This is a genomic window from Prevotella sp. HMSC073D09, assembly GCF_001814145.1.
Classification (GTDB): domain Bacteria; phylum Bacteroidota; class Bacteroidia; order Bacteroidales; family Bacteroidaceae; genus Prevotella; species Prevotella conceptionensis.
Window position 1 is genome coordinate 39,607 of the sequence record NZ_KV815125.1, and the last position, 19,754, is coordinate 59,360.

The window sequence follows — 19,754 nt, forward strand, 5'->3', positions numbered from 1 at the left end:
TGAAAAGATGAAAAGGTGAAAGGGTGAAAAGGTGAAAAGATGGCTGACGCCCTCTAAAGTTGTCTAGCGGTTTCTAGATTTCTAGTTCATTCTAGTTTTCGGATAAGTCCGACTGGTCTGACTGGTCTGACTGGTCTGACTGGTCTGACAAGTCTGACAAGTCTGAATGATCTGAATGGTCTGACCTATCCTAGCAGCAAGAAACGATGATTTTATAATCAAGCTTTTATACGAAACGAATAATGTAAAAACAAATATAATGAGGGCTAGGCGATTATCGTTTCTAGCTTTTACAAACAAATAAATTAGAGAAAATGGACATTAAGCGTATTTTAAACTATTTGGCCGAGCTGTCGGCGAACAACAATCGCGATTGGTATCAGGCACATAAGGATGAATATACGGCATGTAGGGCCGACTTTGAGGAGGGTGTTCGCCAAGCTCTCGCTGCCATTTCGTTGTTTGATAGCGAGATTAGTCACCTGCAAGTAAAGGATTGTGTGTATCGTTTTAACCGCGATACGCGTTTTTCGGCCGACAAATCGCCATACAAAAACCACTTTGGCGCATACATGTGTGCCAAGGGTAAGAAGGCTTTGCGCGGCGGTTATTACTTGCATGTGGAACAAGGACAATGCTTATTGGCCGTGGGCGGTTATTGGTTGCCTACGAATATCCTCACTTCGTGTCGCAACGAGATTATGGGTAACATTGATACATGGCGTGGCATTGTGGAAAATAAGGCTTTTGTGGATTTGTTTGGCAGGCCTAACGAAACTAAATGGGGTGAAGGGACGCGCGGATTTGGGCTGGATTCGCTTAAAAGCGCACCCAGTGGATTTCCCCGCGACTATGAGTTTATACAGTATCTGCGCATGAAAGACTATTGCGGATGGGTGAAAGTACCCGATAATTTCTTTGAAGGCGATGGCTGGATAGACGAGATGACGCGCATATTTAAAGTGGGTAAGCCCATGATGGACTTTATGAATAATGTGATTGACGATTATGAGTAGGGGGGGGGTAAAGGCCACAACCAGCCTCATGCCACCCTACAACTGGCCTCACGCCACCCCACAACTGGCCTCACCCACAACCCCTCTCCAAGGGGAGAGGGGCGTAATATGCCTTGCTTGCGTTGTTCAAAAACACGGTTTAGGAGAGTGCAAGGTGCTTTGTAGTGGCACTACAAACGTTTTGTACGGACACTACAAGATGTTTGTACGGACACTACAAGGCACTTTCTAGCGCGAGTACAAGGTGCCTTGTACTGATATATTGCTGCGCCTAGATGGAACGTTTACATCGTCAGCTCCACCACATAATCAATGTCTGTGGGCACTTTGTCCAAATGCAAAGTGATGCCATCGGCATGCTTGGTGAAGTTAACACGCTTGCCTGTGGCAAACTCCGTGGCCGACTTTGGCATGCGTTTGCCCAATGGCAAGTAAAGACCAGACTCTTGCAAGTCTAATATATGTATGTAAAGCTTGTTGCCGCGCTGCGTACTTACGCCCCAATGATGCGGTGCAACCAGTCCGCCACGCGTGCCATAGATGGTGTTACCATACTTAGACAGCCATTGGCCAATCTCTTTCAGACGAGCCACAGCCACAGAAGGGAGTTCGCCGCCTGGCTCCGGACCAACATTCAACAGCAAATTGGCATTCTTACCAGCTGCCCTAACCAACATTTGTATCAGTTCTTTGCCCGACTTATAATTGCTGTCTACCAACGAATAACCCCAATGGTCGTTGATGGTTTGGCACGACTCTAAGGGCAGACGGCTAATGCTTTGACCCGAAAGACCTGCCTTATTCTCGCCAGGAAGGTCGCGCTCGAATATCTGAATGTCTTCGCCTGCGAAGGGTGTATGGTGGTGATTGTTGGCTATTAAGCATTGGGGCTGCAGCTTATGTATCATAGCATATTGCTGCGGAAGTTCCCAATCGAAAGGCGTTGGGTCGCTATCGTGGTCCCACCAGCCATCAAACCAAATGGCACCAACAGGCCCATAGTTGGTCAGCAGCTCAGTAAGCTGCGTATTCATAAAGTTGTAGTAGCTCTTCCAGCTAGCTGCGTCCTTGGGCCTCCCCGTTCCTTTACCCGTTCTTCCTACGGGATAGTCGGTGCGATACCAGTCTAGATGCGAGTAATACAAGTGTAGCTTAATGCCTTGGCGTGCGCAAGCCTCGGCCATTTCTTTGATAATGTCGCGCTTAAAGGGCGAACCGTCCACCGAATTGTACGTGCTGGTGCCCGTCTTAAAGAGCGAGAAACCATCGTGATGGCGCGTGGTGATGGTTACATACTTGGCTCCAGCGGCCTTAATGGCCGCCACCCATTCGTCGGCATTGAAGTTTGAGGGATAAAAAGTCTGCGCCAGCTTGGGGTATTCCTTGTAGTTGATGTTGCGATTGGTCATCACCCATTCGCTTTCACCAATCATCGAGTACAGTCCCCAATGCAGAAACACGCCAAACTTTTGGTCTTGAAACGCTTCGCGCGCGGCAAGGTTTTGCGCTGTTGGCACATAGTTGGAAGACGCGTTGTTGTTTTGTGCCACCGCCCCAACGAAAGAAAGCAGGGCAAAAGCAAGTAAGATTGTTTTTTTCATTGCGTAAGTTAGTTTAGACATACATGTATATATATAATATGGTGTAAGGGTTGTGGCCCATACGTTGTTTTAGTTGCAATTCTTAGGTTTTCGAGCCGTCATCGGCGTGCGCGATATGCAGATAAGTACACAGTTTAAACAGCTTGAAGGCCACAAGCGAAGGCTTGAAACCTATGATGCGCCGATGCAATAGGGGCATCAGCTTGTTTAAAACCGAACGCACTGCCCCATCTAGTCGCCATCGGCGCAAACGTCGTTCAAGCCGAATGATGGGCGAAAAGTCGGCCAACTCGGTACGAAAGGTGTAGAGGGTGTGAAGCCCTTCGATGGTTTTACCCACAAAAACCACGTTGCTATCGTAATGGTTAAAGCCAACAGGGTTGTCGATGTGGGCCACCTCAATGCCTTTTTGCGCCAAAGACATACCCCAAAACACATCTTCGTAGCCGTAGGTGAGAAAGCGACTGTCGAACGGAATGGCCTGCATGACGCGCTTTGACACCAAGATGTTAGACGTATTGAGGTTTTGATTGGGGCGTTTGGCGCGTTGTTGCGGCGTAAACTGCCGTTCGGCGGCTTGCTCATAGCGCACTTTCAGCAACCTTTCGTCGTTCCATGCACCGCCATGCGTAGTGTTTCCTCCGTAAACCACGCCCCATTCGTCGGGTGTTTGCAAATAACGCTCCACAAAGTGGGGCGAAACCACGCGCATATCGCTGTCTATAAATAGCAGCCAAGGCATGTTGGCCATGTCGGCCAAGTGGTTTCGGATAGCCGCGCGCCCCACGTTTTCCTCACGAACGATATGCTTACAATGGCTCAGTGCCGTTATTTCGGCATTTTGGGCGATGTCGTCGGGCTGGTCACTGCCGTCTTCGGCTACCACTATTTCAAACTCCAAGCCACCCATTTCGCTTGCCTGCCTGTGCAGTTCGCGCACAAGGGGCAAACAAACGTAGTTGTAGGTGGGGATGAGGATAGACAGTTGCGTTTTCATTCTTGTGCTTACTACTGTTACGATGGGACATTATGGAAACGTACTTGGGCTAGGTAGCCATTAGCTAAGCGCACAGCCGCTCCCTATGTCTATGCGTTACTTGCTGGTTTGTTGGGTTTTCGGCGATTATGACCATTTCTCGAACGGCCACTCTTGCCGCCTTGGGCATGTTGGTTGGCGGGTTTCGCGTTGCGATTGCGCCCTCCACGCGGTTGTCCGTACTTCTGTCTACCACCGCGCGAACCTCTCGCACCTCCTTTTTTCGGTGCACGCAATGCTGTTTTATATTCGGGACCATCGCCTATACCTTCGGGCAACGGCACCTTTTCTATTTCTTTTTCCAAGAAACGCTCAATCTGTTGGAAGTAATAAACGTCTTGGTCGCTGATAAGTGTAATGGCAACGCCATCGCGTTCGGCACGTGCCGTTCGGCCAATGCGGTGCACATAGTCTTCAACATCGTGCGGAACATCGTAGTTTATCACCATCGTGATATCGTCTATATCAATGCCGCGCGACAGTATATCGGTTGCAACGAGCACGTCGGTTGCGCCACTCTTAAACTTAAACATCACCTGGTCGCGTTCTTCTTGCGAAAGATCCGAGTGCATTTCGTCGCTGTTTATCTTCATCCGCACCAAGGCGCGGTTAATTTCCTTCACCTTTTGTTTCTTGCCCGAGAAGATAATCACGCGGTTAAGGTTGCCTGCCTTAAAGATGTCTTCCAGCACTTTAAGTTTCTGCGGCTCGTAACAAAGGTAGGCTTTCTGCGCTATTTTCTCGGCTGGCTTGCTCACAGCGAGCTTAATTTCAACGGGATTTTTCAGCAAAGTCTTGGCCAACTGCTCTATTTTAGGCGGCATGGTGGCCGAGAACATGATGGTTTGGCAGGTTGGCGGCAGCTGCTTGGCAATGGTCATGATGTCTTCCGAGAACCCCATGTCGAGCATACGGTCGGCCTCGTCTAACACAAAGAACGACACTTTGCTTAAATCAACATTGCCCAACTGTATGTGTGAGATGAAACGACCAGGCGTTGCGATGATAATGTCGGCCCCCAAGCGCAGCGACTTTATTTCTTGGTCGTAGCGGTTGCCGTCGTTTCCGCCGTAAATGGGCAGACTGCTCACGCTGTCTAGGTAGTAGCCAAACCCTTGCATGGCCTGATCAATTTGTTGTGCCAACTCTCTTGTGGGCGACATGATGATGCAATTGATGGCATCGTGTGGGAAACCGCCATCGTCGAGCATCGACATGATGGGCAATAAGTAAGCGGCCGTCTTGCCTGTGCCTGTTTGTGCCACGCCCAAGATGTCTTTTCCTTCTAGAATCTGGGGTATGCAATGTTCCTGAATGGGGGTACACGTCTCGAAACGCATATCGTAAAGTGCGTCGAGAACGTTGTCGTTTAAGTCTAATTCTTCAAATGTCATGTTGTGTAAGGCACGTTTTCTTCTTTCCTGTGCCGCTGTTTTTTAATATGATAATCTTCTTGCCTTGGTTTGTTTGCTGGCTATTGGCTGCCTGCCTACTCGGCGTTAGTTGGGCGCGCTGCGGTAACAGAAGTAGGCCACAACAGCAAAGAGCAGGTTGGGGATCCACGCGGCGAGCATGGGAGGCGTATTGGCATTGACGGCAAACGTGGCCGAAACGGTTTGCAAGAGAATGTAACCAAAACTCAAAGCCAAGCCGATGCCGAGGTAAAGTCCCATTCCACCCTTGCGCTTACGCGACGAGAGCGACAGGCCGATGGTGGTTAGGATGAACGATGCAAAGGAGGCGGCGATGCGTTTGTGGTATTCCACCTCGTATTGCACCACGTTGCTGCTGCCCCGCCCTATCTGTTTGGAGATGTAGGAAGAGAGTTCGGGATTGGTGAAAGTCTCTTGTTGTCCCTTAGAAAACACCAAGTCGGCTGGTTCCATCATGATGAGGGTATCTCGTTTGTCGCCGTATGTTATCTTCTCGCGCAAGGCTTTCATCTCGCGAATGCGCCAATTAGACACCTGCCAGTGGTATTTTGAATCGCTGATGGTGTCGTATTGTATTTCGGAGGCTGTCATGTGGCTCACCAATTTCTTGTTTTCAAACTTGTCTAGCGAAAAGCCATAGCCCCGTTTCGTCTTGTCGTCGTAGTGTTGTATGTAGGCAATCACGCCGCGGTCTACCTGCAACTGCACGTTCTGTGCCGACGTATTCTTCTTGCTGTTCTTGTACATCGACTCGAAGTTCTGCCTTATCACCGTGCCATGAGGTATTACATAACCGCTAAGATAGAACGAAAGACACGATATGAGCAAGCACGACACCATGTAAGGACGCATCAAACGATTGAAAGAAACGCCTGCGGCCAACATCGAAATGATTTCGGACGTGCCGGCTAACTTGGAAGTAAAGAAGATAACGGCAATGAATACGAACAGCGGACTAAACAAATTGGCGAAGTAAGGCACGAAATTGGCGTAGTAATCGAACACGATGGCCTTCAATGGCGCATGAAATTGGGTGAACTTTGCCAAATTCTCGTTCACATCGAACACGATGGCGATAGAGATAATGAGCAAAATCGAGAAGACGTAGGTGCCAATGAACTTGCGAATGATATACCAATCGAGTATTTTGAGGTAGCGCGTGGGCAACAATACGCGCAAAAAAGCCAAGCGGGCAACAAGCCATGCCACCCACTTTTGCCTCATACACCGTAGCCTCAACAGCTTGATAGAGCGTCTTATTTGCATTCGTTACATCGTTTTTGCGCTTTACACGCGTCGGTTAAGGTTGTCGATAACGCTGGCCTTCCACCGAACGAAGTCGCCTTGCTCGATGTGCATGCGCGCATCTGCCGTTAGTCGCAGGTAGAAAGCCAAGTTGTGGATGCTTGCTATTTGCATGGCGAGCAGTTCTTGCGCCTTAAACAGGTGGTGCAAGTAGGCTTTCGAGTGGATGCGGTCTATCTCGCAGCCGTCGGGATCGATGGGCGAGAAGTCGTCTTCCCACTTTTTGTTGCGCATATTCATCGTGCCTTGATAGGTAAACAGCATGGCGTTACGCCCGTTTCGGGTGGGCATCACACAGTCGAACATGTCTACGCCACGTTCAATTGCTTCGAGAATGTTCTGCGGTGTGCCTACGCCCATGAGGTAACGCGGCTTGTCTTTGGGCAAAATTTCGTTCACAACCTCAATCATTTCGTACATCACCTCGGTTGGTTCGCCAACAGCCAGACCGCCAATGGCGTTTCCGTCGGCGCCTTTGTCGGCCACATGCTTGGCCGCTTCTTGGCGAAGGTCTTTATAAGTGCAGCCTTGCACGATGGGAAAGAGGCTTTGCTGATAGCCATACAGCGGCTCGGTTTCGTTAAAACGCTTGAAACAGCGGTCTAACCAGCGTTGGGTTAGGCCCAAACTTTTCTTTGCATAGGCGTAATCGCTATTGCCCGGCGGGCACTCGTCGAATGCCATCATGATGTCGGCACCTATTATTCGTTCGGTGTCCATCACGCTTTCGGGCGTAAACACATGCTTGCTGCCGTCGATATGCGAACGAAACTCGCAGCCATTCTCGGTTAATCGGCGTATGCCTGTGAGCGAAAACACTTGGAATCCGCCCGAATCGGTAAGTATAGGCCTATCCCACGTGTTGAACTTATGCAGTCCGCCTGCCTTTTTCAGCACGTCTAATCCCGGACGAAGGTAAAGGTGATAGGTGTTGCCGAGTATGATTTGCGCCTTCACCTGCTGGCGCAGTTCGCTGAAATGCACACCTTTCACCGACCCACATGTGCCTACGGGCATGAATACGGGTGTTTTTATTTGTCCGTGGTCGGTGGTGATGATGCCCGTTCGGGCGTCCGATGCCGTATCGGTATGTTGCAATTCAAATTTCATCTCGCTGTCAATCCTTTTTCTTCTCTTCCTCTATGTCGAACTTGATGGCGTTTTCCACCACCTCGTTGGTCAGTGCAAAGTCCCAAACGTCTTGCACATTCTCCACGTAATGGAACTTAACGCCCGTGAGATATTTCTCTGGAATTTCTTCTATATCTTTCTTATTGGCGCGACACATCATTATATCGGTGATGCCTGCGCGCTTTGCTGCCAATATCTTTTCTTTTATTCCGCCCACGGGCAGCACTTTTCCGCGTAGCGTTATCTCGCCAGTCATGGCGGTATTTTTGCGTACTTTGCGTTGGGTTAGTGCCGAGGCGATAGACGTGGCGATGGTGATACCAGCCGAAGGTCCGTCTTTTGGGGTGGCTCCTTCGGGCACGTGGATATGGATGTTCCATTGGTCGAACAGGCGATAGTCAACACCAAGTTTGTCTACATGGGCCTTAACGTACTCCAAAGCGATAACGGCCGACTCTTTCATCACGTCGCCGAGGTTGCCCGTAAGTGTCAGTTTCGCCCCACGACCTTTGCTCAACGAGGTTTCGATGAACAAAATTTCGCCGCCAACGCTTGTCCAAGCCAAGCCCGTAACCACTCCGGCATAGTCGTTGCCCTGATAGATGTCGCGGTAATAAGGCGGTTTGCCCAGCAGTCCTTCTATCTCGGCAGGCGTTATTTTGGCAAAAGGCAACTCGCCGTTAAGTGCCCGCAGGTAGGCCATCTTGCGCAAAGCCTTGTCTATCTGCTTTTCAAGTTGCCTCACACCACTCTCACGAGTGTATTGCTCGATAATCTTTTCCAGAGCCGCCTTGTTGAAGTTGGGTTTCTCTGTGGCGTTTTTAGCCAAGCCCGTGTTCTGCAATTCGCGCGGCACAAGGTGGCGTTTGGCAATTTCTATCTTCTCTTCGGTGATGTAACCGCTCACCTCGATAAGTTCCATACGGTCGAGCAATGGGCGCGGAATGGTGTTGAGGTCGTTGGCAGTGGCAATGAAAAGCACGCGCGAGAGGTCGAAATCAACGTCGAGATAGTTGTCGTGGAAGGCATTATTCTGCTCTGGGTCGAGCACTTCGAGCAACGCCGACGAGGGGTCGCCGTGCAAAGTGTTCTGCGTTACCTTGTCTATCTCGTCGAGAATAAACACGGGATTGGACGAGCCTGCTTTCTGTATGCTCTTGATGATGCGGCCGGGCATGGCGCCAACATAGGTTCGGCGGTGTCCGCGAATTTCCGATTCGTCGTGCAATCCGCCCAACGACATGCGCACATACTTACGATTCATGGCCGTGGCGATGCTCTTTCCAAGACTGGTTTTGCCCACTCCGGGAGGTCCGTAAAGGCAAATGATGGGCGATTTAAGGTCGCCGCTAAGCTGCAACACGGCCAAATGCTCCAAGATACGGTCCTTCACCTTTTCCATTCCATAGTGGTCGTGGTCCAAAACCTTTTGGGCACGCTTGATGCTGAGGTCGTCTTTGGTGTATTCGTTCCACGGCAAGCCCACCATTGTCTGCAGATAAGTGAGCTGTATGCTGTAATCGGGACTTTGCGGATTAAGCGTATCAAGTTTATCTAGCTCCTTATAGAATATCTTGCTCACCTCTTCGGACCACTTCTTACCCTTCGCTTTCTCCTCCAACTCGCGGTGTTCGGGCGAACCTTCGCCGTTGCCCAGCTCCTCCTTGATATTCTTTATCTGTTGTTGCAAGAAGTATTCGCGTTGCTGTTCGTCAATGTCTTCGCGCGTTTTCGAACGTATGGTTTGCTTAATCTGCAACAGCTGCATCTCCTTGTTCAGGGTTTTCAGGGCGATATACACGCGTTCGAGCGAGTTGTCGGCCTCCAACATGTGCATCTTATCGTTAAGGTCGAAGGGCATGTTCGAACAGATGAAGTTGGTGGCGATAACGTCGTGGTGTATGTTTGCTATGGCAAACTGCGCCTCGTCGGGCATTTCCTCGTTCATCTTGATAAATTCCACGGTCTGACTGCGAAGGTCTTCCATGGCCGTATGGTATTCGCTCGTGTCTTCGTCGATAAAAATTTCGGGTTTCTTAGTGGTCTGCGCCACTAGATAAGGCTTGCGTTTCACCACGTCTTCTAGCTGGCAACGCCCCAATCCCTGCACAATGGCAGTGATGTTGTTGCCTGGCCCCGACATTTCGAGCACCCTAACCAACTTGGCATACACGCCTATGGGAAAGAGGTCTTTCTTTCCTGGCTCCTCAATGTCGGCGTTTTTCTGGCAGAACACGGCGAAAACCTGCTCCGGGTCTTTCTTTAACTTGTTTACAAGACTTACACTTGCAGCCCTTCCCACAAGTATCGGCGTCACCACACCGGGGAACAATACGAGATTACGAGTGGCCAAAACAGGTACCACATCGGGCGTAGGGGTGTCGAAAAGCGTGCTGATATCGCCCTCGTAGTCGGCAATCATTTGTATTGAAGTATTGTTTCTTCTGTCCATTTATTCTTCTTTGCTCTTTATTTAAGGCTACAAAGGTACGAATAAATCGTGAAACTAGGGCATTTCGCCCACATTAATAGCGAGTTCGACCACTTTGCCGAAATAAGATAAACTATCATTTTTAAAGCCAAAGATATAAATATCGGCTCATTCGTTTGGTTGTTTTGTAATTAAAACCTACCTTTGCCAACAGCTATTTATCAATAAAGCACGCATGACTAGGCCTACATCTGCACACGCAAACCTTCTTTACCACGTGGTGGCTTTCGTTACTGTGGCCATTTGGGGGTCTACATTCATCTCCACCAAGCTCCTTATTTACGCTGGTCTTTCGCCTGCGCACATCTTCACCTTGCGCTTTCTCATTGCATATGTGCTGATGTTGGGGTTCACGCTCGTTGGTCCGCGCAGGGCAGGAGGCCGCAAATTGCTGTGCAACAACCTTTCCGACGAGGGTTGCATGATGCTATTGGGCATCACGGGTGGCTCTGCATTCTTCCTGATGCAGAACGAGGCGTTGCGCTTTTCCACAGCCACCAACGTGTCGCTCATTGTCTGTTCGTGTCCGTTGTTCACTATGGTACTCATGCGACTGCTGGTACACGGCACGCGTTTAGGCTCTTTGCAGGTAGCCGGAACGCTTTTCTCCTTTGTAGGCATGGCCGCAGTGGTACTCAACGGTAAGTTTGTACTTCACCTTTCGCCGCTAGGCGACTTCCTTGCTTTATGCGCCTGCCTGGCATGGGCTTTCTATTCCATCATCATGAAACGCATGAACGAACGCTACGACAGCCTGTTTATCACCCGAAAGGTGTTCTTCTACGGTCTGCTTACCATGCTGCCTTACTACATACTGGTGCCGCAGATGCCGCCACTGCATGCCTTGACGCGCCCCGACGTTATCGGGCACTTGCTTTTCCTCGGCGTTTTGGGTTCGATGATCTGTTTTCTTACATGGACCTGGGTAATGGGAAAGCTAGGAGCCATGCGTGCAACAAACTACATTTACGTCAATCCCATCACCACCATTGTATTTGCATGGCTCGTACTTCACGAAACCATCACGCCCTATTTCGTTGTGGGAACGGTGTTTATACTCGTGGGATTGTTTCTTAGCAGCAAGGCAAAAACCACATGACAACACTTGGCACGCTCCTCATTTCGCTTTTTACACTGGTTCAACTCAATTGCGAAAATCTCTTCGATTGCCGTCACGACAGCCTGAAAAACGACCAAGAGTTTCTGCCCGAAGCCTATCGCCATTGGACTCCCTCGCGATATTGGAAGAAACTAAACCGCATTGGGCAAGAGATTGTGGCCTGCGGAGGGGAAGGAAAGCAATGGCGACTGCCCGACCTCGTGGCACTTTGCGAGGTTGAAAACGACAGTGTGCTGCACGATCTCACACGCCGTTCGCTACTTCGCACGGCTCGATACGAATATGTAATGACCCATTCGCCCGACCTTCGCGGCATCGACGTGGCCCTACTCTACTCTCCCTTTACCTTCGCACTTGTTAAAAGCTATGCCCTTCGCATAAAGCCGCCTACGGGCATGCGCCCCACACGCGACATTCTTTATGCCGAAGGCCTAACCTTTGGGGGCGATACGCTGCACGTTTTTGTGCTCCATGCGCCCAGCAGGGCTGGCGGCGAGGCAAACACACGCCCTTATCGCATGGCCGTGGCAAACCGGTTGTGCACCGCCATCGACTCGATTAGGCAAGGAACCCCGACGGCTAACATCGTGGTTACGGGCGACTTTAACGACTATGGCGACGCGCCTGCCTTGCGTTTGCTGGCTGCCAACGGCCTAATAGACGTGTCGGCCAACGCCATTGGCATTAACGGAGCGAAAGGAACTTATCGTTACCAAGGCGAATGGGGTAGCCTAGACCATGTTTTCGTTAGCCAAAAGATATGCGAAAAGGGCGTTTCCTGCCACATTTTCGATGCCCCATTCCTAATGGAAAACGAAGAAAAATATGGCGGGAAACGCCCTTGGCGAACCTATCAAGGCCCTAAATATCTTGGCGGTTTTAGCGACCATCTGCCCGTGGTGGTGACTTTCGGCATGCCCAATGCGGCAAGCAAACCCTGATATGAGGAAGAAAACTGCGCAACGCCGCTATAAATAAATATGGCTGCCTGCTAAAAGATTTGAAACAGCAAACATGGTATCAGGATGCCGACAAATAGAAAAATTGGTTTCACCTCTCACCAAAAGTAAGCCCCTTTCTGTTCTTCACAAGCGCGATATGGCGAACAGCCGATTGGGGTTAAAGGCGCAACTGGGTGAAACGTGAACGTCCTGCGCGTTTCGTTGCCCTATATCATTTACGTCAGTAAGGGCTTTAAATTGTTCTTTTCTCGTTACTCGAAAAGTGCGTTTTCTCGCCATGACAATGTTCGAGCAAGCTCGACATTGTTCATTTGGCTTAACGAAAACGTTCGTATCATTGCGCCCATCCTGTTTAGCCTTATCGCTTGTGCCGGCGCATAGCTGTTGTTCTTATCGCCGAAATCGCCTGTTAACGATTTGTCAAAACGGTAAACACATTTTACAAAACACGCTCTTCGGCCGAACCATTCTAGAAGAAAGTAACCGCTAAAAACCATATAAAATGCACCCAAACGAAGAAAATTCAGCAATTTTTGCGTGTTTATCCCCTCCGTTTTTGGCCATTTACTATGCTTTTGTATTTCTCTTTAAAGAAAAATTCTCCCAAATTTGCATCCGCAACTACTAGAAAATGGAGGTTAATCGCTAGTTGTTGCAACGCATTTTGCAGCAAAACACATCGCAATATGCACCAAAACGCAGTGCAATTTGCACCAAAATGCAATGAAATATGCGCCAAAACGCAGCACAATTTGCAGCAAAATGCAAGGTAAATACTGCAAAATGCAGCAAAAAGACCATAAAAAGCACTATTTTAAGTGCTATTTATAGGCTTTTTGACCATTTGGGATGAAAAACTGCTTGGTGGCGTTTGGTTGAGCACTTCATGTTGTTCTGCATCCCTAATACATGCTAAAAAGCATGCTTTTGCGCCTTATTTATCGTAAACATCAATAAGCCAGGCGGTTACAAACTTTAAAAATACGCGCGAAAATCCGACCAATGCTTGGAAATTTTACGGCGAGGGCACTCATAATGTTAATTTTTGGTATAAATGTTTTACAATATTATGGCCGTTATTCAGTGCCATTGCGTGCCTGTGTTGAATTTAATCCTTGTGCCAGTAAAAGAGCACTTACACGGAAGAACTTTTGGGATGAATGATAATCTGAAAGGGGACTTACTTTTCGAAAACGAAATCCGCAACGCCTATTGATGGGCATTGCGGATAGAGAAACCGAGCCGATTTGAAGTTTAGCAGCCAGCAACAATAAATAAAACGGCGCCAACCAACACAATAGGCAATGCACGTAGTAGCAGTACAAGGTACTTTATAGTCACCACACTAGGTGCTTGTTGCCCCAGTACAAGCCGCTTATAACCGCAATACAAGGTACTTTGTAGCACAATGTTCTGTTATCAACGTTCTTTCTTTGTGGCAGTTTGGGGGTCGTCGAACACCACTTTCGTCTTGTCGAAACCCAGCGAACGCAGCAAGCTAGTGAACTGTGCGCGAGCATTTTCCTCGGCCAACGCCATATTGGTAGGCGTTAAGCAGCGTTTGCGCATCATGGCATTAGCCTTATAATAAAGGCGATCGCGGTCGGCATCGCTCCATGTTCCCGTTGAGAAAAACGATTGCGTGCGCGCCTCGTCAATAAAATTATTGTCTAAAAGCTTTACGGGCGGTAGCGTAGCGCAAAGCGTGTCGCCCTGCATCGACAGCCAACGTGGGCGCGCCTCGCGCAGATTAACGCCCAAACGCAACGTACCATAATAAATACGCACCAACTTATCGTCGCCAAAGAAACCATATTTAACGGTGTCTACCAACTCTTCGTCGTCGATAGACAGAAATTCCCACTCGCCAATGGCCTCTATTTGTTGTATCTGGTTGGGCGTAAGGTCTATCTTATCGTTGCTCACCACGCTTATGCTGTTATCGGTTTTGCAGCGGCAAACAGCCACACAAATCACCACGAACGCCACAACCACCAAGGCCAAGTACAGCCAATAGCGGAAAGGAATGAGTGAAAGGAGGGAACGAAACTTACTCATTGCCACCCCTCCTTTCTGTATTGCCAAGCAAAAGGCGAGTGATGTCGCCGTAATTAAAGTCCTTACGGAAGTTCACCGTTATGTTTTCTTCCTTAAATCCCATCTGTGCCACCATCGGAATGATAACGTTGGCGGCGTTTTGGCGTGCCTGTTCCATTACCTTCATTTGCGGAATAGACTTCACAATCGACTCTCGGCCCTGCCTTTCGTAGGCCGTGAGCTCGGCATCGGTGAAGTTAGAACGCGCAAAGTCCACGTATCGCTTAATGCCTTTGTTGTCTATGCGCGTGCCAGTGAGTTCCACTTGTGGGTCGGGAAGGGTTATTTCAATGCGGTCGCCGCGTCTGCGTACATTGTCTTCGCCAAACTTTCCGAAGTCTACATACGCCTTCAAGGTAGCCTCCATAGGTATGGCCACCTGCCGTTTGCTTAGTGGCAGGTTGATGTTGAACTTGTTCCCAAGGAACGAGCCCTTAATTGTTTTCTCGTCGTTGTGCGTGATAATCTTATGAACGCGTATCTCGGTGGTGTATAGTCGCGAACATTTTTTCAGTTGTGTCACCATCATCGGCACCGTGTCCACAGTTTCTTGAGCCGGTTCGGTCTTATCACCCGAACAGCCCAAGACTATAAAAGCCAGTGCCAAAGCCGTTAAAATAGTTCTGTACATGCGTCTGAATGTGTTACGTATGCTGCAAAGATAGTAAATAATGCGCACATCGTTTCGTTTTTTACACTAATTCTTCTTATCTTTGCGCGGTAAAAAACCTATAAGTAAATGAAACAACATCTTTTGGCCCTCGTTACCATGAGCGTGGCCATCTGCCTGTCTTCGTGTGGAGGCAAAAAAGAAAAGACCGACATCGTCGCGCGCAAACCCATCGTTGTGCGCGCCACTGAAACGCGTGCTATGGGCGACCATAGCGAAAGCCGAAAGGTAGAATGGATTGGGGCAAGCTACACCATAGACACCCAATTTAAGGCCGACAAGTCGCTACCCCTTATCAGCGACGGCGAACAAAAGTATTACGACAACCGCGCCACGGTGAAAATACTTCGCAAAGACGGCACGGTATTCTTTAACCGCACGTTCTCCAAGGCCGACTTCATCAACCAAATTGACGCCAGCTACAAAGGCGGTGCCTTGCTGGGCGTGGTGTACGACAAGTGCGACAATGACTACTTGTACTTCGCTGCCAGCGTTGGGTCGCCCGATAAGTCGAGCGACGAATACGTTCCACTTGTGGTTAAGGTTTCGAGATTTGGCGAAGTGAGCATTAAAAAGGATGCCACACTAGACACGCAAAGCGAAATGGGCAACAGCAACACGGCCGAAGAAGAGGAGGAAGGCGTATAGACGGGCGCGTTGCCCATGTGCAAATGCTGAACGCCTTATGTTTTTTATCGCCCAACGAGGTTGAAAGAAACATGGTTATGTTTGGCACAACAAACGTTTCTTGCAAACATTTTTTATCAGCACATACACAACCCATACTTTGCAAGTTGTGAATATAGCATATCGAAAGGCCCTATAAACCAAGCATTGAAAGCGGTTTATAGGGCCCATTTTTGTTGTTATCGGATGTTTGACGGTTTCAGGCTGGTTCGCCATTGATGATTTCCCTGAGTTGACTTCAATCTTACCGTTTGGTCTGATGAAACCTCCATACTTCGGAATAGTAGGACATTCCCCTTTAAACAGATGGAAGCCGAATTCGGGCGAGGCCTAGAAACCCGTCAAAAATGGCTTGCAGGAAGCTTTTAGCGTTTGCCTTTTCGCGACCAACCAAATTGAAGGCCGATGATAAACAACACCAATAAGACTTCACCCAAAGCTACAAACGAATCGCCAGGTATACGCAACCATCTTAATGTCTGCATGATATCTTGTTGCATGAACTCGGCCGACCTTGCCGACCAGTAAGCATTGGTGATGCTCTCGTGGGCTTGCAAGATGCCGATGGGCAAGATACTTACCACCGTCATCAGTAACAAGCCGATGTTTATGCACCAGAAGGCAGAGCCAATAAGCTTGTTGTTCCACTCGTAATCGGGATAAAGGCCGCGCAAAACAAATAGCATCAAGCCAATTCCCAAAATGCCATAGACCCCGAAAAGGGCTGCATGTCCATGAACGGCAGTGGTGTTCAGTCCCTGCAAATAATACAAGGCAATTGGCGGATTGATGGAGAAACCGAAGATACCTGCACCCAAGAAGTTCCAAAAGCACATCGCAATGAAGCAGTATATCGGCCACTTGTAGGACTTTATCCAAGGCGTGGAACGGCTTAACTGGTAGTTATGGTACGCCTCCATACCTATAAGTACGAGCGGAACAAGCTCCATCGCACTGAATGTAGCCCCTAGTGCCAGCACAGCCGTTGGCGTTGCACTGAAATACAAGTGGTGGAAGGTTCCTAGGATGCCACCTGCAAGGAACACAATGGTGGAGAACAACACCGAAATCGTGGCACTCTTTATCTTTAGCAGCCCCAAGCGGCAGAACAAGAACGATGCAACCACCGTGGCGAACACCTCGAAGAAGCCCTCAACCCAAAGATGAACCACCCACCAACGCCAGTATTCGGCAATGGCCATGTGGGTTTGGCGACCATACATCAAACCTGCGGCATAGAAGAAAGCAATGGCTAACGAGGCAATCACAAAGAGAATAAGCAAATGGCGGCTTTCGTCCTTACGCTTGAGCGCGGGAATGAGGGCACGTATCATTAAGAATAGCCAAAGAACTAGCCCCGTAAGCAACAAGATCTGCCATAGGCGACCCAGCTCTACATACTCGTATCCTTGATGTCCGAACCAAAAGTTCTCTACCAAGCCGAGCTTCTGCATCACTCCGAACCATTGGCCAGCCAGCGAACCTGCAACAACGAACACCAATGCGCCAAAGAGAACGTTAACACCTAAGGCCTGATATTTGGGTTCGACACCCGAAACAGCCGGAGCAATGTACAGACCCGTAGCCAACCAGGACGTTGCAATCCAAAGGATGGCTAGCTGAACGTGCCAGCTACGCGACACGGCATAGGGGAAAATATCTTGTATGGGCAAGCCAAAGAAGGCATCACCCTCTACGCCGTAATGGGCGGTTATCACACCCGAAATCATCTGAACCAACATCAAAGCGCCTACCACCCAAATGTATTTCAGCACGGCACGCATGGACGCAGTGGGTTTAAGCTCCCTCATCGGGTCCGTTTCGGGCGCCTTCGACACATGCTCCTCCTTATGCTGTGCATAGTAGTAAACCAAAATTCCCACACAGAAGAGCAGCAACAACACACTAAATCCCGACCAGAGATGCAGCGAGGTGGGTGCAATGTTGCCTATTACGGGGTCGTGTGGCCAGTTGTTGGTATAGCTAACGTCGCTGTTGGGCCTGTTGGTTACACATACCCAGCTAGACCATGCGAAGAAAGCGTCCATCTTATCAAAACGCTGTTCGGCCGAAAGACCGCCTACTGCCTCAACAGATTTCTCGCGCATGGCATACGCATTGCGCAACTTAGCCATAGAGGGGTCGTTCAAGAACAGCTTAGCATAATAGTTATGTAACTGTTTGGCCACCCTAGCGCGCATGTCGCTAAAAGTGATAACGCCCGTTTGCGCATCATAAGTGTTCTTACGGAGTTCTTCTTGCAACAGCACCTTGTACTTAGCCTTGTCCGCTTCGGCCAACTGGGCATACACCTTACCATCTTTCTGGGCCAATTCGGCTAGCATCAGCTCCGACTCCCGATGCAAATAGTCGGCCGTCCAATCAGGGGCAACGTATGCGCCATGCCCCCAAACGCTACCAACTGTCTGGCCTCCGATAGATTGCCAAACGTTCTGTCCGTCCTTAATATCTTGTCCTTCGAACAACGTTTCGCCACTCTCAGTCACCACCTTGTTGGGAAAAGGCGGCATCTCTCTGAAAATCTCAACGCCATAGAAGCATAAAACGGCAAACGACCCTATAATGACCGCCGCCAAAGTCAACCATAATTTCTTTGGTGTCATGTTCTTGATTTTAGTTAATGTTCAGTTTAAATCCTTACAACTTATATTAGATTAGGGCATACCACGCCCTTCTCACAATATAATGAACAACAATGCGTGTGCCATAAGTCCGCAAAGCATACCCGAAAGAAAAGAAAAAACTACATTAGGTAACATTTGTTGCTTTTGCGCAATGTGCATTGGGTAACAAATGTAACCGATAAGTGTGACGCGTGAGTTATGCCACGCCACACAGCTTTTCAAGAAATTCCGTCCTCATAAACGAACGGCACCATCCCAACAAAAACATATATGCAACAAGCGTGCCATGAAAAAATCGAAGGAAACCACCTCGAATTAAACACAATAGTAAAGTTGCTGATACATTAAAGGCTACGCTTGTACCAGCCATACTATCCTACCTCAAACAAAGCATCATCAATCCGTTCCACCAATCTGTTCGAACCTATCCTTTCATCTTGTCAATACTAATCTATCTAGAAAATCTTATTGCTGTACACAACACCTGCTTATAGGCATTACGTTAGGACTTCCTGCTATTCATATTTTTGCGGACAGCAATTGTTTAAAATATGATGTGTATCACTCTTAAGCCGTAAGCAATAAGATAAGAGGGAACGATAATAAAGCAAAATGACAGGTATATACCAGATAACAGCAGAAAGACAGTGAAGAGCAATACAAATAAACGACAACTGAACCTTAGCGGAGATTTGTTAGAACATGCCGTTCCAAATTTCAATATTTAATTTCCCGGTGTTTACTTCTTTTATTCCAAGGAATCTCATCAATAAGCGAATCGTTCTTAAAGACCCGAATTTGGGCAATGTTTTCTTTCTTAGCTAAGGCAGTATCCCATTCTTCAAACTCGTCAAACAATTTTATATGCTTGAATTCTGCGGGTGTTAACTCAAAGCTTAACGTATCAGAAGGATAGTCAACCCTTATTGCGCGAGGCTTTCCCGGTTTTCCTGCAACCACCTTTAAATTGGAATAAAAGCGATGATAGAATAGAAAAAAGCCAACGGTTTTTCCAATAAACTCCCCATATTTACCTTGTTTGTGTACAGGATTGTAAGCAATTGGCTGCAAGGTCCTCGTTGTTGTATCAAGGCAAAGTTTCAATTCGGTAGGACTAACCACACGAACCTTCCACGCAGTTTCACCAAGAACCAATGTTGTATCGTTCTCAAATCTCCAACGTTCTGTCCAAAACAGGCATCGCTCAACATGCTCATGTAAGCTGTCTTGCGGGTCTTGGTCTAAGATTTTCCATGTCCCGTCTTTATTAAAATAGAAACACAAATGCCATCTTTCATCATTATCAAAATCTACATACCAAACCCGATACTCGTCTCCATAGAGAATATCGGGAAGTTTATCTCGCCCGTCTGCACAAGAAGCCATGAACCCTCCAGCAAGAGTAAAAGCCATTAACATTGTTGTAACCCTCATTGCTCGCATTAAAACTTTGCCGTCCATATATTTTAGAAAAGCTTGGTGGCACACAATTTCTAGTTTCTCGCTGGTCGAGAGAATATTAAGTAACTAAAGTTTCCCACCCTTTAAAACGCAGTCTTT

14 protein-coding genes are annotated in these 19,754 nt (G+C 48.5%); 4 read left to right on the forward strand and 10 right to left on the reverse strand.

The window, feature by feature from the left end; translation table 11 throughout:
• Positions 1 to 314 precede the first annotated feature (314 nt).
• Positions 315 to 1,016: a DUF2461 domain-containing protein gene (locus HMPREF2955_RS11980; RefSeq protein ID WP_070723689.1), complete on the forward strand. Its 702-nt coding sequence runs from the start codon at positions 315 to 317 to the stop codon at positions 1,014 to 1,016.
• Between the two features lie 284 nt (positions 1,017 to 1,300).
• Here HMPREF2955_RS11980 and HMPREF2955_RS11985 read toward each other — a convergent pair whose 3' ends face one another.
• From HMPREF2955_RS11985 to lon, 6 genes are all read right to left on the reverse strand, one after another.
• Positions 1,301 to 2,617: an alpha-L-fucosidase gene (locus HMPREF2955_RS11985; RefSeq protein ID WP_070723690.1), complete on the reverse strand. Its 1,317-nt coding sequence runs from the start codon at positions 2,615 to 2,617 to the stop codon at positions 1,301 to 1,303.
• Positions 2,618 to 2,699: 82 nt separating this feature from the next.
• Positions 2,700 to 3,614: a glycosyltransferase family 2 protein gene (locus tag HMPREF2955_RS11990; RefSeq protein WP_070723691.1), complete on the reverse strand. Its 915-nt coding sequence runs from the start codon at positions 3,612 to 3,614 to the stop codon at positions 2,700 to 2,702.
• Positions 3,615 to 3,703: 89 nt separating this feature from the next.
• The gene (locus tag HMPREF2955_RS11995) at positions 3,704 to 5,047 is read right to left on the reverse strand and encodes a DEAD/DEAH box helicase (RefSeq protein WP_070723692.1); all 1,344 of its coding nucleotides are present in this window, start codon (positions 5,045 to 5,047) and stop codon (positions 3,704 to 3,706) included.
• A gap of 105 nt (positions 5,048 to 5,152) precedes the next feature.
• Positions 5,153 to 6,310, reverse strand: coding sequence for an LptF/LptG family permease (locus HMPREF2955_RS12000; protein WP_246830139.1), 1,158 nt, complete (start codon positions 6,308 to 6,310; stop codon positions 5,153 to 5,155).
• A gap of 63 nt (positions 6,311 to 6,373) precedes the next feature.
• Positions 6,374 to 7,501: a tRNA guanosine(34) transglycosylase Tgt gene (tgt, locus tag HMPREF2955_RS12005; RefSeq protein ID WP_070723694.1), complete on the reverse strand. Its 1,128-nt coding sequence runs from the start codon at positions 7,499 to 7,501 to the stop codon at positions 6,374 to 6,376.
• A gap of 7 nt (positions 7,502 to 7,508) precedes the next feature.
• On the reverse strand, positions 7,509 to 9,974 hold the full coding sequence (gene lon, locus HMPREF2955_RS12010; RefSeq protein WP_070723695.1) for an endopeptidase La: 2,466 nt from the start codon (positions 9,972 to 9,974) through the stop codon (positions 7,509 to 7,511).
• A 214-nt stretch (positions 9,975 to 10,188) separates the two neighbouring features.
• Here lon and HMPREF2955_RS12015 point away from each other — a divergent pair, with 214 nt between their 5' ends.
• Entirely contained in the window at positions 10,189 to 11,112 is a 924-nt protein-coding gene (locus HMPREF2955_RS12015) for a DMT family transporter (RefSeq protein WP_070723696.1), read from the forward strand.
• The gene (locus HMPREF2955_RS12020) at positions 11,109 to 12,074 is read left to right on the forward strand and encodes an endonuclease/exonuclease/phosphatase family protein (protein ID WP_070723697.1); all 966 of its coding nucleotides are present in this window, start codon (positions 11,109 to 11,111) and stop codon (positions 12,072 to 12,074) included. The genes HMPREF2955_RS12015 and HMPREF2955_RS12020 overlap by 4 nt, the downstream gene beginning before the upstream one ends.
• 1,440 nt (positions 12,075 to 13,514) lie before the next feature.
• On the opposite strand, the gene HMPREF2955_RS12030 is transcribed toward HMPREF2955_RS12020, so the two are convergent.
• Positions 13,515 to 14,153, reverse strand: coding sequence for a DUF4230 domain-containing protein (locus HMPREF2955_RS12030; RefSeq protein ID WP_070723699.1), 639 nt, complete (start codon positions 14,151 to 14,153; stop codon positions 13,515 to 13,517).
• On the reverse strand, positions 14,146 to 14,823 hold the full coding sequence (locus tag HMPREF2955_RS12035) for a DUF4230 domain-containing protein (RefSeq protein WP_070723700.1): 678 nt from the start codon (positions 14,821 to 14,823) through the stop codon (positions 14,146 to 14,148). The genes HMPREF2955_RS12030 and HMPREF2955_RS12035 overlap by 8 nt, the downstream gene beginning before the upstream one ends.
• A 108-nt stretch (positions 14,824 to 14,931) precedes the next feature.
• On the opposite strand from HMPREF2955_RS12035, the gene HMPREF2955_RS12040 reads away from it, so the two are divergent.
• Complete coding sequence (locus HMPREF2955_RS12040; RefSeq protein ID WP_070723701.1) at positions 14,932 to 15,510, forward strand: DUF4738 domain-containing protein; 579 nt, start codon at positions 14,932 to 14,934, stop codon at positions 15,508 to 15,510.
• Between the two features lie 404 nt (positions 15,511 to 15,914).
• On the opposite strand, the gene HMPREF2955_RS12045 is transcribed toward HMPREF2955_RS12040, so the two are convergent.
• Both HMPREF2955_RS12045 and HMPREF2955_RS12050 read right to left on the reverse strand, forming a co-directional pair.
• Positions 15,915 to 18,173: a nitric-oxide reductase large subunit gene (locus HMPREF2955_RS12045; protein ID WP_070723702.1), complete on the reverse strand. Its 2,259-nt coding sequence runs from the start codon at positions 18,171 to 18,173 to the stop codon at positions 15,915 to 15,917.
• A 738-nt stretch (positions 18,174 to 18,911) separates the two neighbouring features.
• Positions 18,912 to 19,655, reverse strand: coding sequence for a hypothetical protein (locus HMPREF2955_RS12050; RefSeq protein WP_070723703.1), 744 nt, complete (start codon positions 19,653 to 19,655; stop codon positions 18,912 to 18,914).
• Positions 19,656 to 19,754: the final 99 nt, after the last annotated feature.